The sequence below is a fragment of the Pontiella agarivorans genome, from assembly GCF_034531395.1.
Taxonomy (GTDB): Bacteria; Verrucomicrobiota; Kiritimatiellia; order Kiritimatiellales; family Pontiellaceae; genus Pontiella; species Pontiella agarivorans.
The window spans coordinates 826,741-842,618 of the sequence record NZ_JARVCO010000010.1; the positions used below are offsets into that span (position 1 = coordinate 826,741).

11 protein-coding genes and 1 pseudogene are annotated in these 15,878 nt (G+C 49.5%); 10 read left to right on the forward strand and 2 right to left on the reverse strand.

The features are described 5' to 3' along the window. Positions 1-46: 46 nt before the first annotated feature. The 5 genes and pseudogenes from P9H32_RS10870 to P9H32_RS10885 all read left to right on the forward strand — a co-directional run bounded on the left by P9H32_RS10870 (position 47) and on the right by P9H32_RS10885 (position 6,727). Positions 47-3,259, forward strand: a complete 3,213-nt coding sequence (locus tag P9H32_RS10870) for a glycosyl hydrolase family 28 protein (protein WP_322608921.1) — start codon at positions 47-49, stop codon at positions 3,257-3,259. A gap of 16 nt (positions 3,260-3,275) precedes the next feature. Further along, entirely contained in the window at positions 3,276-4,829 is a 1,554-nt protein-coding gene (locus P9H32_RS10875) for a sulfatase family protein (protein WP_322608922.1), read from the forward strand. A 19-nt stretch (positions 4,830-4,848) separates the two neighbouring features. Next, a pseudogene (locus P9H32_RS10880) lies at positions 4,849-5,043 on the forward strand (hypothetical protein); the annotation flags it as partial. Positions 5,044-5,054: 11 nt separating this feature from the next. Then, positions 5,055-5,282 (forward strand): FAD-dependent oxidoreductase, encoded by a 228-nt coding sequence (locus P9H32_RS18115; RefSeq protein ID WP_348534483.1) that lies wholly within the window; start codon positions 5,055-5,057, stop codon positions 5,280-5,282. Positions 5,283-5,305: 23 nt separating this feature from the next. After that, the gene (locus tag P9H32_RS10885) at positions 5,306-6,727 is read left to right on the forward strand and encodes an SGNH/GDSL hydrolase family protein (RefSeq protein ID WP_322608924.1); all 1,422 of its coding nucleotides are present in this window, start codon (positions 5,306-5,308) and stop codon (positions 6,725-6,727) included. A 180-nt stretch (positions 6,728-6,907) separates the two neighbouring features. Here the strand turns inward: P9H32_RS10885 and P9H32_RS10890 are convergent, their stop codons facing one another. Together P9H32_RS10890 and P9H32_RS10895 are read right to left on the reverse strand one after the other, a co-directional pair. Further along, positions 6,908-7,543: a response regulator transcription factor gene (locus P9H32_RS10890; RefSeq protein ID WP_322608925.1), complete on the reverse strand. Its 636-nt coding sequence runs from the start codon at positions 7,541-7,543 to the stop codon at positions 6,908-6,910. After that, a complete protein-coding gene (locus tag P9H32_RS10895; protein WP_322608926.1) occupies positions 7,540-9,627 on the reverse strand; it encodes a sensor histidine kinase in 2,088 nt (695 codons plus the stop codon). Before P9H32_RS10895 ends, P9H32_RS10890 begins: the two co-directional genes overlap by 4 nt. Before the next feature lie 124 nt (positions 9,628-9,751). Between P9H32_RS10895 and P9H32_RS10900 the strand changes: the two genes are divergently transcribed. The 5 genes from P9H32_RS10900 to P9H32_RS10920 all read left to right on the forward strand — a co-directional run bounded on the left by P9H32_RS10900 (position 9,752) and on the right by P9H32_RS10920 (position 15,874). Further along, positions 9,752-10,129, forward strand: a complete 378-nt coding sequence (locus tag P9H32_RS10900) for a hypothetical protein (RefSeq protein ID WP_322608927.1) — start codon at positions 9,752-9,754, stop codon at positions 10,127-10,129. A 192-nt stretch (positions 10,130-10,321) separates the two neighbouring features. After that, positions 10,322-12,220, forward strand: a complete 1,899-nt coding sequence (locus P9H32_RS10905; protein WP_322608928.1) for a hypothetical protein — start codon at positions 10,322-10,324, stop codon at positions 12,218-12,220. Positions 12,221-12,303: 83 nt separating this feature from the next. Then, the gene (locus P9H32_RS10910) at positions 12,304-13,104 is read left to right on the forward strand and encodes a PEP-CTERM sorting domain-containing protein (protein WP_322608929.1); all 801 of its coding nucleotides are present in this window, start codon (positions 12,304-12,306) and stop codon (positions 13,102-13,104) included. Positions 13,105-13,375: 271 nt separating this feature from the next. Continuing rightward, entirely contained in the window at positions 13,376-14,761 is a 1,386-nt protein-coding gene (locus P9H32_RS10915) for a sulfatase-like hydrolase/transferase (protein ID WP_322609313.1), read from the forward strand. Positions 14,762-14,800: 39 nt separating this feature from the next. Next, positions 14,801-15,874, forward strand: coding sequence for a LacI family DNA-binding transcriptional regulator (locus P9H32_RS10920; RefSeq protein WP_322608930.1), 1,074 nt, complete (start codon positions 14,801-14,803; stop codon positions 15,872-15,874). Positions 15,875-15,878 lie beyond the last annotated feature (4 nt).

Genomic DNA, 15,878 nt, shown 5'->3' on the forward strand with positions numbered 1-15,878 from the left:
TTGGAAACCTGTTTTTATCATTCATTACTCAATAGGTATTTCTGTTATGACGTATAATTTATTAAGAAAATGTTCAGTTGGTTTGGCCGCGTTGGCGTTGTCCTGCAGCGGTGCGGTAGAGATTGAAGTGGATCCAACCTGTAACCGGCTGATTGAGGGGGGGCACCTTCAGCTGGATCGAACAAAATATTTCGGAATCTGCCGCGGTGCGGCGGGTTTTATGGAAAAGGTCCCGGTTGAAGGAGGAGCGGAGTATCTGCTGGATGACTTGAATATTGCATTCGGCCGAACATCGGAAGTCTGCAAGCAGTTTTCCCAGGCCCACAAATGGTCAAAAACGCCCGGGGTTCAGGAAGATGAAGACCGGCCGGGGTATGCTGATCCGGCAACGGTGAAATCGACCGCAATCGATCTGAAACTGGATGAACCCGATGCCATGCAGCACCGGGCGGACCGGATCCGTACGATTGACGATGGGTTCCACGCTGCCCTGCCGGATTTTATGGAGAAGTATCGAATTGATAAGGTGAAAGAGACGCTTCCGGCGAATCTGGATGCAGCGACTGAGTACGCGGTTGAATGCCTGAAAGCGATACCGGCATGGAAGCGGCCGGCATTTATGCAACCGATGAATGAGCCGAAGTATCAGATGATTTCCGATCCTCATTTTCAACAGTGGCACGTAATGCTCAAGGAGAAGGTTCATGCGGAGGTTCCGGGCGTTATGGTCGGAGGGCCATGCCAGTCGGTAGCCTATTATTATAAGAATAATTATGCTCCGTTTACCGGAATGATGAAGCCCTTTATGGATGGAACGCAGGGCAATCTCGACTTTTATGGATTTCATCCCTACGACTATTTTTCCGGTGATGTTGAGGACTTGTCTAGCGGGTTGCCGATGGAATCTGTTTTAGACCTGCTGGATAATTATTCGCGGATAACATTTAGGAAGCCGGTTAAACTTGCGCTGTCGGAAGGCGGTGCAACCGGAAAGAATTTTTATACGCTGTTTGATCCGGCGCGGACGACGGAAGCGTCGCAGGCGGTGCTGGATGCCGTGGGATCCGTAGAGGATGGGTATGACTATCTGGCGATGTTGAACAATCGATCGCTGAACCGTTTCACCATGACCTGGCTGGATCGCCCGCAAACCATTCTGACCCATGTTCCGTTTGTATTGGTTTCCTCGGAGTGGAATGAAAAATATCCGTGGGTACTCTATCGTCGTGAAGGTCAGGTGAAGAGTGGAAAGCATCAGCCGACGGCCAATTTTGATTTCTATAAACTGTGGAAAGATGTGAAGGGGCGGCGTGTTCATGTGCGAAGCGGATCGCCGGATGTACAGGCCCAGGCATTTGTGGACGGTTCTACGTTGTATCTCTGTTTGAATAATTTATCGGATGATCGGCAGGAGCTTAATCTTCAGTTCAGTGCCAGGCCGGAACGCATTTCAACGGTTCGTTATTCCCGCAATGGGTATTTCGGAAAACTGTCTGAAAAGAAATTTAAAAAGCTTCCTTCCGGATTAGTGCTGGAGGGAGATGAGTTTATGATCATCACCATGACGTATAACCAACCGATCGTTCCGGAAAAAACAGTGGATGAACAGCTGGTATATGGAGACCGGGTTGTGGAACCGATTCGCGCAAACACGCCGCTTAATTATCAGCTGAATGTGGAACAGGCAGACTCGGTAACGTATGCCACGTTGCGGATCGGTTTTTCACGTCAGCTCAAGGCGGAGAAAACACCGATTGTTCTGTTTAACGGGAAGCGGCTGACGGTTCCGATGGAAAGAGCATGGGAAAAACGGAAGCAGGTTAAGGATTATGTTTCATTGAAAATGATTCAGATCCCGCCCTCGTTGATTCGAGCGGAAAATAGGGTTGAGATTCGTTTCCCGGATGAAGGTGGTTCGGTCGGGTCGGTGGCTTTGCGCATTGGTACGGAAGACGTCGATGCACGCCCGGTATATGATGTCCGCGATTTCGGGGCTAAAGGCGATGGCGTATCTTTGGATACAAAAGCGATCCAGAAGGCGATTGATGCTGCAGACCCGGAGGGAGCGGTTGTTCGCGTAAGTAAAGGATCCTATGTCGTCGGAACGATTAAGCTGAAGAGCAATCTGGAGTTTCATCTGGCGGAAGGGGCAGAGCTTCTGGGAAGCACCAATATTTTGGATTACGCTAAGGATGTTCAGGTTGCCATTGAGGCTCCTTCTTTCAGTAAATGTGTAATTTATGCAGAAGATTGTGAGAATGTCAGTCTGACCGGAACGGGCGAGGTGAACGGACGTGCCAGCTGGTCCTATTTCAGCGGAAAGAATGGTCGGCCGATGCTGATGCGGTTTGTCAATTGCCGGAACCTGACGTTGAATGATGTAATGCTGCGTAACGCAGGGTCGTGGTGCACCCATATGGTGAACTGTGATGACGTGGTGGTTGATCGTGTGAGGATGCATACACGTCTGCTGAAGAATAATGATGGTTTTGATCTCGATGGTTGCAGGAATGTCCTGATTCAAAACTGCGATTTGGTGACGGGGGATGATACGATCTGCCCGAAGAGTACGAGCAAACGGTTGACTGAGAATGTGACGGTCCGCAATTGCCGAATCAGCAGTCATACAGCGGCATTCAAATGCGGGACCTCTTCGCACGGTGGCTTCAAAAATATTTCTTTCACGGATTGCGAGATTTATGACTGCCGCATGGGCGTGATTAAATTGTTAATGGTGGATGGCGGAACGATGGAAAATATTACCGTTTCAGATCTCACGATGACCAATGTGGAAGGCCCATTGTTTATTCGGCTGGGTAATCGCGGCCGCAGTTATCATAAGGCGACGGAACAGATTTATTCTGCAAATGCAACGTCCGAAGGGGCGGCGGTCGGCCGGATTCGAAACATTTGTATCCGCAATATCACTGCAACAGTTACCGGCGACGACAAAACCCGGCAGGGCATTATGATTACGGGCATTCCCGGCCATAAAATTGAAAATGTGGTATTGGAAAATATACAGATTGAGTTCACCGGCAATGGAACAGAGGAAGATGCGGCTAATGTTGTTTTAGAGGACGAAGCGCGCTATCCGGAGCAGCACTTTTTCGGGGTGCTTCCATCCTGGGGGATGTATGCCCGTCACGTGGATGGCCTCACGTTGAAGAATGTTGATCTTTCGGTGCGGAATGCCGATCAGCGCAGGAAATTTGTCTGTGTTGATGTAAGTAATTGTACGGGTGACCTGAATCCATAAATCTGGAAGGGCTGTTATGAAGAAGTTCGTTGTGTGCGGGATTGCCGCTTTTATGTTGCTGGGCGTTGCTGCGGCAAAGAAACCCAATATTATTTTTCTGATTACGGATGATCAGAATCGTGAAACCCTGTCGTGTTACGGAGGCAATGCACTGACCCCGAACATTGATAAGCTGGCGGGTGAAGGCATCCGGTTTACACGGTTCACCACCTCGTCTCCGGTCTGTACGCCGACGCGCTACACCTGCCTTTCCGGTCGGTATGCCAGCCGGGCCAGAGGGCTGCAGAAAAATTGGAATGAAGGCGAGTCGATGTCCATTGAGTGGAACACCACGTTGGAACCGGACCTCGTTAATGTTCCGAAGGTGATGAAGGCCAACGGGTATAGAACCGGGATGGTCGGAAAGTGGCATGTCGGCGGTCTGAATGAGGCGGAAGTTAATAAACTGAAACCTGAATCCATCACAAAAAAATCCCGGTTGACTGATCCGGGCGTGCAGGAATTTCTGGAACTGCGCCAGCGGATGCTCTGCGAAACCATGCGGAAATCTCATGGTTTCGATTATGTGTCACGGTTTTATCCGGGTAATGCGCAGCACCGTCATCTTCCGGAAGCGCTGGATGTTCATAATCTGGAATGGGTGATGGAAGGGGCTTTTGAATTTCTCGATGAGACGCCGGAAGACCAGCCGTTCTTTCTCTATCTGGCCACAACAATTTCACATGCCCCGTATCCGGTTTTAGGGCAGGACGATAATCCATATATTTGTGAAGGCGGATTGCTGAAGACCCTTCCGAAGGCTGGAATGCCTTCGCGAAAAAGCGTATTTGAGCGGGTGAAGGAAGCGGGAACCGATCCGGATCTCGTATGGGCCACCTGGCTGGATGATGCGGTCGGTTCACTGCGGAATAAACTGGAGGAGATGGGCGAGCTGGAAAATACGCTGATTATCTATTTCAGCGATCAGGAAGTGGCGGCCAAGGGATCGCTCTATTACAATGGCGTCGGCTCTCCGACGTTTATTACACAGGTTGGAAAAACGCCTCATGCCGTTTCGGATGCCAATCTGCAGAATGTGGATTTTGCGCCGACGATCTTTGATTACTGCGGCATCACGCCGCCGGATGACATGCTTTTGGATGGTCGCAGTTTTATGCCGTTACTGAAGGGCGAAGAGCTGAAGAATTGGAAAAAAGTGCAGTATTGTGAAATCGGTTATTTCCGCAGTGTTATTACGGATCAGTTTCGATACATCAGTTTGCGTGTGCCCGAAAATCTGCCGGAAAAAGCGGAGCGGATGGGGGGCATCACCTGGGAGACAAAGGTGACCGAGGTGAATGGAAATCCGCTTAAGAATGTTCCGATGTATGAGCAGTGGCATCGTCGGCATAAAGAAGCCTGGACGGAAAACTGGTGGGATCAGGACCAGTTGTTCGATTCCCGCAATGATCCTCAGGAATCCAGAAATCTGGCGGATAGTCCGGAATATGCGGCACAGCTTGAAAAGATGAAATCTCTGCTGAGTGAAGAGCTGGAGCGTTTTCCGTTTTCTTACGGTGAATTTAAATGATGGTTGATGATAACGGGCCATGTATAAGACCATTTTATTAGCTGCGGCTTTGCAGGCCAGCCTATTTGCTTTTTCGTCTGAAGTGCAACCTGAGCTTTCCGGGGTTCTGATCGAGGCGGAGAGTTTTGCGGAGAAAGGCGGCTGGGTGGTGGATCAGCAGTTTATCGATACGATGGGCTCGCCATATCTACTCGCGCACGGTATGGGAAACCCGACCCTTATGATATTCCGTTCCGTTGCCTCTATTTCCGGAATATTGAAAACCTGATGATGGCGGGGCGCTGCTTCAGTTGCTCGCATATTGGTTTGGGCGGACCGAGAGTGATGAATACAATGGGCCGGATCGGCATTGCAACCGGTTATGCCGCGGCACTTTGCATTGATCATCAAATAACTCCGCGCGAGGTCGGGGAAAAGCATATTGATGTACTACAAGCCAAACTTGGTTTCTAAAGGAATTGTTTAAGGGAGAGGGAATGAGATCGCTTGTTATTATTCTATTGTATTTCGTTGGGTTCTGCTCTTACGGAGAGCCGTTTCGTCCGAATGAACGCGTTGCTTTCATTGGCGACAGCATAACGCATGGAGGAAATTACCACGTTTATGTGCAGGCTTTTTATGCGACTCGCTTTCCCGAACGAAACGTCTCCTGTTTTAATGTCGGAATCAGCGGCGACACGGCGCAGGGCGGATTTCAGCGTGCTTCAAATTCCGGGCATGGAATTTGGGAAAGTGATGTGCGGATGTATGTTCCGACGGCTGCCACAATTATGCTGGGGATGAATGATGTCGGTGGGGGGCATTTTTTGAGCATGAAAACCCCGGAGGAACTGAAGGCGCAAAATGAAAAAAAGCTTGGGGCGTACCGAAAAAACTATGCCGCGCTTTTGGATAATCTCGAAAGACAGGGTATTGATCGAATTACGCTGATCAAGTCATCACCTTATGATCAAACCATGGTGAATCCCAAGGCCAAGCAAAACCTGTATCAGTTTGGTATCGGGAAAAACGATGCCATTGTAGCACTGGGATTGAATGTGATTGAGGTTGAGTCGGTTAAGCGCGGTTATCCGGTCTGCGATTTCAATACGCCGATGCTTGCGATCAATGCGAAGCAGCAAAAAACTGATCCGGCGTTTTCAATTATCGGTAATGATCGGATTCATCCGGGGGACAATGGTCAATTTGTGATGGCCTATGAATTTCTTAAATTCCAGGGACTGCAGGGGCCGATCGCTTCCGTGGAGCTGGATCTTGAAAATAAAGAGCAGCTGCTGGCTCGTAACTGTGTTGTTTCAATAGAGAAGGCGACTGATGAAGAGGTCGTTTTTGAATACCGGGCCCAAGCGCTTCCGTTTCCGACCAAAGTCTATCAAAATGTAACCGAACTTGTCCCATTTGAATCAGAGTTCAATCAGGAAACTTTACAGGTTTCTGGTCTGAAACCGGGGACTTACGGTTTGCGCATTGACGACATCGAAGTGGGATCGTTTCGACACGATCAGCTGGAGAACGGTGTCAATATGGCCTTGTTGTCAACTGCGCCCCAGGTGGTGCAGGCTAATGCGGTATTTGACCTTTGCATGGAGAGGGGCGAACTTTCCCGGAAGATTCGTGCGGTGGTATGGGCTACCCGATACCTTGCAAACATCGAGGGATACGATGCGTCTTCGCTGGAGGGAAACTGTTCGGTGATTAAGCAGGTTTTGGCCGGTGATCTTCCTGAGGGATTGAGTAAGGCTCCTGCGGGTAACACAGTAAAACATCTCCGGAACTATCTGGAAAATGCGGCGCACTATACACAGAGAATTGAGCAGCTGGATGTCATGACCGGACCCATTTATGAAGCCGCGCAACCGAGGCCGCACTCTATTGTGATCGAATGGATCTGTGATTAATTTATAACCTTTGGGGGGCGGAAAAGTGCCGTTTTCAGGGCGCATAGTTGAAGAACGAGACCGGCCTGCTGGACCAGGGTTGTCTTTTCACATGCACAGTTGCATCAACCGTTTCCGCCCTGAAAATCAATGTATTGCACAACTGTCTCGTCATGCTGCTCTGTTTAGAGGAACTCCATTCTAGGGTGGATCTTTGACATCAACGATTCCGCGGTGCACGGCAAGAAGAGCGGCCTGAGTCCGGTCGGCCACACCGAGTTTTTTAATAATTTTTGAAACGTGCATCTTCACGGTTTGCTCTGCGAGGTTCAAGGCATCGGCCATCTCTTTGTTGCTATGTCCGGAAACCAGCAGGCGAAGAACATCGAATTCCCGTTCGGTGAGCTCGTCCTGTTCGCTTCTGGCGGCCAGCTTTTTCGCTATAGAGGCGGGAAAGTAAGAACCTCCGTTTGCCACTTCCCGGATCGACTCTAGAAAGGTTTCGATATCGCCGCTTTTAGGAATATAACCTTTGGCCCCGGCCTGAACGGCGTTCCAGATGATTTCATCTCCTTCATAGACAGAAAGAATAATTATCCGTGCATTCGGAAATTCAGCGAGGATGGATTTGGCGCATTCAACGCCGTTGCATTCGGGCATGCGGTAGTCAAGGGTGACGACATCCGGCTGCTGTTCCCGATATTTTTCCACGGCTTGGAATGCATTGATCGCTTCTCCGGCCAACTCCATGTCGTCGGTGCCGCTAATGGCATCTTTGAGACCGAGCCGCAGTAACGCGTTATCGTCAACAATCAGAACGGAAATGTTACGCTTCATACTTCTTTCCTTTTTAATTTTTCAAGGGCTGGAATATTCAGCTCGACAGATGTTCCCTTACCGGGAGCACTTTGGATTTCAATGAAACCGCCGACATGGTTTGCCCGTTCGTGGAGTCCTTGAATTCCGAAGCGGGTGCTTGAGGTCAGAATGTTTGTATCGAACCCACAGCCGTCATCTGTGATTTTGACATTCAGATAATTCTGCTCAAAGAGCATGGAAACGCTGATATGCTGTGGTGCACCGTGCCGTGCTGCATTGGTTATGGCCTCGCTGGTGATACGTAAAATATGTCGTTCTGCGGACAGGGTGAGTCTGCAGGGGGTTCCGGTACATGAAAAGGAGAGCTTTGCTCCGCATTCCTCGATGAGAGGGGCGATGGTTTTCCGAATGGCAGAGGGCAGGTCTGTTTTTTCGAGAATGCCGCCGCGAAGATCGTTGATGGTGGAGCGCGATTCTTCGCGGCAGTATTTGAGCATGCTTTCTGCCAGCTCCAGGGAATGGCGTCCTTTTTCAATATTGGATTTGAGTTGCAGTTTGGAGTTGCCCAGCAGCATGCTTAATCCGGTAAGTGCCTGTTCCAGGGTGTCGTGCAGTTCCCGGGCAATGCGTTGACGTTCATTCAGAATGGATTCACGTTTGATCTGTGAGGTAATAGTTTGGGTTTGGGTGATCACCCGTTTGCGAAGAAGGGTGACCCAGATCTGATAGCCCAGAAGAAAAAAAAGTGCGGTTCCAAGTCCCCAGAACAGTCGTTTCGGAGTCCACCACGGTGCGGGTTTTAATACCGTTATATCTGCCATACTCCGGGGAGTGAGAGAAATCAGTGCGGGCTCGCGAAAAAAAAGTCGGTCGTGATTCCTGCTGAATTTGCAGATGCCGGTGATTCGGATGGTGGTTCCCGGAGAGAGCGCGTTTTTTATGACCTCGCCTTCAGGAAGCTGTACGTTGAAAAACCAGTCGTCTTTACGGCACAGAAGGGTTTCGTGCATGGAATCCGGTTTGTTTTCCGGTGGATTACGCGGGGAAAGAGAGTTGGCCAGTCCGACCGTTACGGCATCCAGCTGCACCAGTTCGTTGTGAAGTCCGACAGGATAATAATAGGGTTTGGTTTCGATACGTTTGGGTTCAGGAATCGCACCGTGACCGGTCCGTCGGACTTCATAGGCGCCAAACTCCGGGGCGATCAGGTTTGGCCGGATGTAGCCGGTAAGTTCAACTTCATCCCCGGGATATAATTCAATATCGGACATGGCTTTTGCTTTGAGAGTGGTGTGTTCGTTCCGGAGATAAATGGTGTCCTGAGTGGCATGGATCACGGTGCCGAAGGTATGCAGAGGAATCTGACGGTTGGCGCCGTAGCGATAGATTTCCTGAAGCGGAATGAGTTGCTTTGAATGGTGTTTTTTTCCGGCTTTTTCTGGGTAAATGCTGGTGGCGGCGTGGGTGAATATGTAGCGGCCGAGCATTTGCCGGTGCGTATTGTAGAGGGTACCGGCCACGCCGTTGATGATCACATAATGAAACATGTGTTTCTTAACTCGCTCAAACATACCGGGATCATTAGGGAACAGTACGAGAATGGTTGAGTCATAAACATCCAGTTCGGCTACGACATAATCAAGTTCCTCTTGAATATAGAGACCGGTCATCCATCCGCCGACTTTGAACCATTGGCAGTCGACAGAGGGGTCGTGAAGGTGTTTCCAGTTGAAAACCAGTGGGTCAGGGAGGGCTTCTGTGGATAAAACTTCAATGGACTCGGCAGTAACTGTGGGGAGAAAGTTGCCTTTCCCTGTTTTTCCGATAATCCGGATTTTGTTCGCAAAGCGCAGCCCTTCGATTTCTCCGGCATTTTTCGGGAGGGTAACGTATATTCCGTTTTCTCCGTCGAAGATAAACATTCCGGGCTTGCGGGGATGCAGGGAGGATACCAGACCGCAGATTTCGACCGGCAGTTCTTGAGCAGCTTTTTCGGGGGGTAGGTTCCGGATATCTCTAATAACGGTCATCGGTTCTGCAAAGACTTGCAGCACCAGAGCGGGGAGCATCATGCTTAATCTGAATAGCAGTCGAATACGCATTACGTTTTCCATAGTTCGGAAGTTAACCGCATGAAAGTATCACAGGATGCGGGGGTTTACCATGAGGTGTATGCATACTTTTGTATGTCTATGCGACTGAGAGCGGGCAGAGTATTTTTTCAAAATGAAAAGGGAAATACGAGTAGTCATTGCCGGGGGAAACCGATTTCTGCGGGTGGGGTTAAGGGAGGCTGTTGAGCATGCGGTTGGTCTTAAGGTTGCCGGAGAGGTCTCCGGCGGTTCGGAAGAGCTCGATGATGTCGGAAGATTGAATCCGGATATTGTGTTGATGGAATACGGTATGTTCGAAAAAAACGGTATCGGTAATCAGAGTGCTCCGGTTCTCATATATTCTTTGGAGGCAAACGAGCTGGAGTCTGAGAAGGCCGTTGAGGGCGGAGCCTTTGGTTATATTCCCAGCCTTGAGAATGTTCAGCAGGTTGTTGAGTCGGTATTGGGAGCTGCACCCGCTGCGGAATTTATATCGGTGAAACAGGACTGAAATGCTTTGTCCGGAACAACGCAGACTAAAAAAATAAAGTTTATTGTTTGTGTCGGGTCTTCAGCGGCATCGGCTTTAGAGCATACTTTTGTATGTATAGACGAATGCTGAAGCGGTGGTAGCTTCAGAAATGTTAACTGTCCCTTAAGTGTGTCAGCGAAGTGTCGACCTTGGGCAGTGAAAGAGAATGAAATGAAAAAATCAGGAATGATATTGGCAGGATTATTGGTTGCATCTGCAGCACTGGCAGAGACAACCGTTTTTACCGAAGACTTTGACGGTTGGGCCAATGGCCGTCAGATTGACTGGGATGACAACTGGCATGCCTATAATAACACCGGCAAAGGCAAGGCCACAAACGATGTGCTGGGGGTGCTGGCGCAGTATGGCGGTGCGGTACAGATCAGCAATTCCGTTGTGGTAGGCGTTGGAGAGAGCGTAAACGTTAAGCTCCAGTATCAACCGATGGTCGGGGATATTGAGTCCAGTACACTCGAGCTGTTCGGGTTTCTGCCCGAGCTGGAATATAAAGAGGGAACGGAACAGATAGACAACGGGGCAGGATCTGTTTCGGATGACATCTATTGGCTGGGGCCAATGTTTTCCCAGGCCGGGTATGATCCGGATGATTCCGGTGGCGGGTCCATTATTATGCGCAACAGTATTTTCATGCCGAACAATACGGCGAACCGGATCTATTCTCCCGCAGAGAATTTCGGGATCACCGGCACAAATGATTTGATCGGGGATATCATGGATATTGAATTTACCCTGACCAAAACGACTGTGGAAGATGTCTGGTTTATGGACATGTCTTATTCCAATACTGTTAGCGGTGCGGCCGAATTCGGCTCCTATAGGATTACAGACTCCAATACCTATGATGCTGCGGAACTTTGGTTCGGATTTAATGCTTCAGGTGCGCTGGCTGCGGACCGAAAAGCGGATCATTTTATTGATAATATTGTGGTTACTCACATTCCGGCTCCGCCGACGCGGGTGATTATTGATGAGGATTTCAATCGGTTGAGCGGTTCCCTGAGTGCGGTGCCCGGCTGGATCGAAATGAAGAAAGACAGTGCGCTCATGGTTCAGGATGGCGTCGCTCAAAGTTATATCGGTCAGGGCATTGGCGGGCCGTATCGCGGCGTCAGTTATACGGCCAAGACGTTGAATGTTGCTACCGGCGAGACGGTTCGTATTGAGTTTGACTGGGCCGGCACCATCGAAGGGGATCTGAATCAGGTGTGGTGTGATGTGGTGATGACGACGAATGCCTACGATGACAATTCCAAAGTATGGTATTTCGACAGCTCCGACGCAATGGGCGTACAGCTAAAGCAGACGACATTTAATGACACGGTCGCGTTGAATACGGCCGCATCCGGCGGGCTTGCAGTGGATATGGCCGACCTGGCGCTTGATCCGGTAAATCCCGGAAGCAGCGATGCCTGCCGCATTACATTCGAATATTTGAAGACCGAGACGAACGGGGTCTGGAATCTGGGCATCACGGTTTCAAACAGGATAACGGGTATAGAGTATGCGAAGCGTGATCTGATTGTTGTGAATTCTAATACCTATGATGCTGACGAACTCTATTTCGGAATATCTAAGAATGCGGATGTTGCTTATGATGGCGGCAGTCCGTGGGGCTTTGAAATGGACAACCTGGTGGTTGAAATTGTACCCGTTCCCGGACCGGCCGGATTCGACGGCTGGTATGCACATTATGAACTGACTGAAGGCGCGGACGGCGACGATGATGACGACGGTCTCTCCAATCTTTATGAATACGGGCTTGGCGGCGATCCGACGGATGATCGGGACCAGGGAAACTTGCCGAGCATGGTCTATGGTGGCGATGATACTGTTACGTATTATAATGTCATGCTCTCCGATCCGGACGCCGGCATTGAATACATTGTCGAACAGACCACTGATCTGGAGAGCAACCCATGGACTGCGAGCGGCTGGAGCACGATCACCAACTATCCCTCCGCTGATCCAGACTTTGATCAGGCGGAACACCGCATTTCCGGCGGAGATAAAGATCAGCTGTTCTTTCGCCTGCGCATTGTTCAGCCCTGATGCTGTAATAATGGCGGGGGATTCTGTGTCGGGAAATCATTTTCCCGGCTGATTAAGAAGCCAAAGAAATAAAGGAGAGTAGTATGGACATAATGAAAAATATCGGGGTTGTTGCTCTGGTACTGTTGGCGGCGATGTCTGCCGGTGCGGGGGTGATTTATTCTACAGACTTTGATGCGACTGATTTCTCCAACGGGTCGTTGAATGGTCAGGATGGCTGGTGGTCTAATAACAATGGTGCTCAGGTGGATGCCGGAAATTCTTTAGTGACCCTTCCGAATACTTATGCGCGGGGAACGCAGGGCACCGGATTTTCGTTGGGGGTCAACGACAGTGTAACGCTGACGGTGACGTATGATATTGCTAATGTTTTGGTGGCTCAAGGTCAGGATTTCCTTGCTCTGGGTCTGGCAACAGGAGCAGAGAATACGATTGGGGTAGTTAAGACCCGTGGTGAGGCCAAGGGGACTACTGCTGCAGGGTATTCACAGCAGTGGAGAGCTCCCAGCGATGTTACTTCTGCGGCCACTTCTGTGGTGCTGGGTCAGACTGCGTTAGGGCTTGATATGCCCGCCGACGATGACATGGTTCCGATTACGGTAGTCTGGACAGCCACGAAGACGGGGACGGCGGATACCTTCGATATTAATCTCGAAGCGTTTGACGGGACTACCAGTCTTGGGTCACAAACCGCAACCATCGTAGACAATGCTGCGTATACTGCGGGTACCCTTTATGCTGGTTACCAGCAGTCGGTTAACGGTGATCCGGGATCCGTTCAGCTGCTCAGCTGGGAAACTGCCGTGATTCCTGAACCGGCAACCTTAGGCCTTGTTGCAATGGCCGGCGTTGGAATCATCAGTCTCCGTCGCATCATCATGTAGTTTAATATACGAATTTCATCTCATCAACTCCTCGGCATTGCGTTGTGAAACGAAGTGCTTAGGGACCTCCGTCTTAGGACGGGGGTTTTTTTATGTACAAAGGGAATCATGAGGCACAATTCGAAGGAAGATGGATAAGGTCATAAGTCGATATTCTGTAAATTTTAAAAAGTCAAAATGACATACTTTCGTATACATATTCGATGCCTGCAGTTCATGCTATTCTGCTTTCCGGTTTAAATCAGGAAGGTTCTAAATGAGTGGATTGAATATGAGAAAACGGTTGAGAACAGTTTTGTTGGCGGCTCTTACAGTCGGGGGATTTGTATGGGGAGCGGAGAAGCCCAATGTGGTTATAATTTTGGCGGATGATCTGGGTTATGGCGATGTGGGCTTTACCGGCTCAACAGAAATTCCGACACCGAATCTGGACCGAATGGCACGCGAAGGTGTGATCTGTACACAGGGCTATGTGACTCATCCGTACTGCGCGCCGACACGTGCGGGGTTAATGTCGGGGCGTTATCAGCAACGATTCGGTTTTGAAGTAAATCCAGCCTATGACCCGCATAATGCATATGATGGCATTCCAAAAAGCGAAAAAACTATTGCGACAAGAATGAAAGAGGCCGGCTATAAAACCGGCATGGTCGGCAAGTGGCATTTGGGGGCGCATGCCAATTTTCATCCGAACAATCGCGGATTTGATTTTTTCTGTGGTTTTACCGGAGGCGGGCATGATTATTTCCGCGTCGATATGCGCCAGATAGCCGATGAGGGCTACCTCCAGCCAATTGATCGTAATGGGGCTCCTTTAGAAGTGGATGGCTATCTGACCCGTCAGCTGACCGATGAAGCTATCGGTTTTATAGAACGGAACCATAAATCACCGTTTTTTCTTTATGTGGCTTATAATGCGCCGCATGCTCCTTTGCAGGCTCCGAAAGAGAGTATCGAAAAATTCAGCCATTTGGATAATCCGCTACGAGCCACCTATGCTGCGATGGTATATGAGATGGACCGTGGAATCGGACGACTGATGGACAGCTTGAATAATGCTGGGCTTGGTGAAAATACGCTGGTGTTTTTTCTGAGTGATAATGGCGGGCCGAAAAGTTGGGATAAAAACAAACCCTTTGCGTCCAATGGACCGTTCCGCGGTCATAAGGGTGATTTGTATGATGGCGGTGTGCATGTGCCGTTTATGGCTTACTGGCCCGGCCGAATAGCTGCGGGACGGGTTTTTGATCAGCCTGTCGTTTCTTTGGATATTCCCCGGACTGCTGCTGTACTTGCTGGGGCAGACGAATCGGGGTTAGAAGGTCAAAATATTTTGCCGCAGTTAAGTGGAAAAACAGAGCGGGCACCGCACGATGCAATCTACTTCCGCCGGCGTAATGGCGTGGCTTGGAGTATTGTATCGGCCAATAAAACCAAGCTCATAAAAAATGATTGGGATGGGACTGTGGAACTGTTTGATCTTACCTCAGATGAATCTGAGGAGAATAACCTTGTCGGACAGCAGCCTGAAAAACAGGCGGAGCTTCTGAAAAAGTGGAAAAAATGGAATGAAAAAAATATCGATTTCCAGTTTTCAGATTTCCACCCCTATCACAAACAACTGGATGAGTTTTATAAAACGATGCCATCAAAATAGAGGGTGCAGCTACTGAAAACGAGTCCGAAGCAAGCTATCATGAACCCAAATGCGACGATGAAAGATGTGGCGAAGGCAAGCGGGGTTTCGTATCAGTCGGTAAGCAGGATCTTAAGCGGAGGGGCGAATCTGCACTCTCCGACCACCGTCCGGCGTGTTGAAATGGCTGCAAAAAAACTCGGCTATATTCCCAATCTGTTTGCCATAGGACTTCAGGGTCGAAAGACGCGCTCGGTTGGTATAGTGATTGATCCGTCTAAGCAGAGTTTCACAGGAGAAATATTCCGTGGAATTTATGATATTTTGATGGAACGCAACTATCTGCCGATTCTGTTATTCCATAGTTTGGATGATCCGGTAGATGCTGTGGTTCGGCGATTGGCGGCGCGGCGGGTTGAAGGATTTATCATTCATCCAAACCTGAAGCAGGTTCAAGACGTTGCTGATTCCGTGCGGAAGTATCGTTTGCCGGTTATTTGTGTTGATGAATATCTTTCTAATGATTGGAACACGGATTTTGTGGGAACGGACGATGCTTTGGGAAGTCGGAAGGGTATTGAGCACCTCCTCAGGTTGGGGCATCGCCGTTTCGCCGCTTTGTTCATCGATAAACCAAATTTGAAGGTGCGTTTCGAGGCGGTTGAGGAGACTTTGACTCACTGTGAAGAGAAGTGTTTTCTTCAGAGGATTGACCGGTGGGACTTTGATGATAATTCCCGGAATCAGAAGAGGATCCGAAAAATACTTCAACAGCAAGCGGCCCCGACAGCTATTGTGGCCTGCGGCGACTTTATGCTTCCCCCAATCTATAATGCGATCCATGAACTGGGTTTAAGAATACCTGAGGATATATCCGTTCTCGGCTTCGGCGATACAAACTTTTCTCGTTGTCTTGTTCCTCCTGTAACTACTCTCAAGCAGGATGCCTACGGAGTGGGAAGCAAAGCGGCTGAAATTTTGATTGACCGTCTGAATAATCCGGAAGAATCACCCGTTGTGAAGTCCATTCGTTTCTCTCCCTCCTTACTTGTGCGTGGTTCGACTGCGCAACCGAAGTCCCGGAACAGAACAAAAACGAACGGAGATCTGGAATTACAACATCTGAATTCCTGAAGAA

Excerpts from the sequence above, each read along its gene's own strand:
- P9H32_RS10870 (WP_322608921.1), top strand. The coding sequence starts at position 47 with ATGACGTATAATTTATTAAGAAAATGTTCAGTTGGTTTGGCCGCGTTG.
- P9H32_RS10875 (WP_322608922.1), top strand. The coding sequence starts at position 3,276 with ATGAAGAAGTTCGTTGTGTGCGGGATTGCCGCTTTTATGTTGCTGGGC.
- P9H32_RS10885 (WP_322608924.1), top strand. The coding sequence starts at position 5,306 with ATGAGATCGCTTGTTATTATTCTATTGTATTTCGTTGGGTTCTGCTCT.
- P9H32_RS10890 (WP_322608925.1), bottom strand. The coding sequence starts at position 7,543 with ATGAAGCGTAACATTTCCGTTCTGATTGTTGACGATAACGCGTTACTG.
- P9H32_RS10895 (WP_322608926.1), bottom strand. The coding sequence starts at position 9,627 with ATGCGTATTCGACTGCTATTCAGATTAAGCATGATGCTCCCCGCTCTG.
- P9H32_RS10900 (WP_322608927.1), top strand. The coding sequence starts at position 9,752 with ATGAAAAGGGAAATACGAGTAGTCATTGCCGGGGGAAACCGATTTCTG.
- P9H32_RS10905 (WP_322608928.1), top strand. The coding sequence starts at position 10,322 with ATGAAAAAATCAGGAATGATATTGGCAGGATTATTGGTTGCATCTGCA.
- P9H32_RS10910 (WP_322608929.1), top strand. The coding sequence starts at position 12,304 with ATGGACATAATGAAAAATATCGGGGTTGTTGCTCTGGTACTGTTGGCG.
- P9H32_RS10915 (WP_322609313.1), top strand. The coding sequence starts at position 13,376 with ATGAGAAAACGGTTGAGAACAGTTTTGTTGGCGGCTCTTACAGTCGGG.
- P9H32_RS10920 (WP_322608930.1), top strand. The coding sequence starts at position 14,801 with ATGAACCCAAATGCGACGATGAAAGATGTGGCGAAGGCAAGCGGGGTT.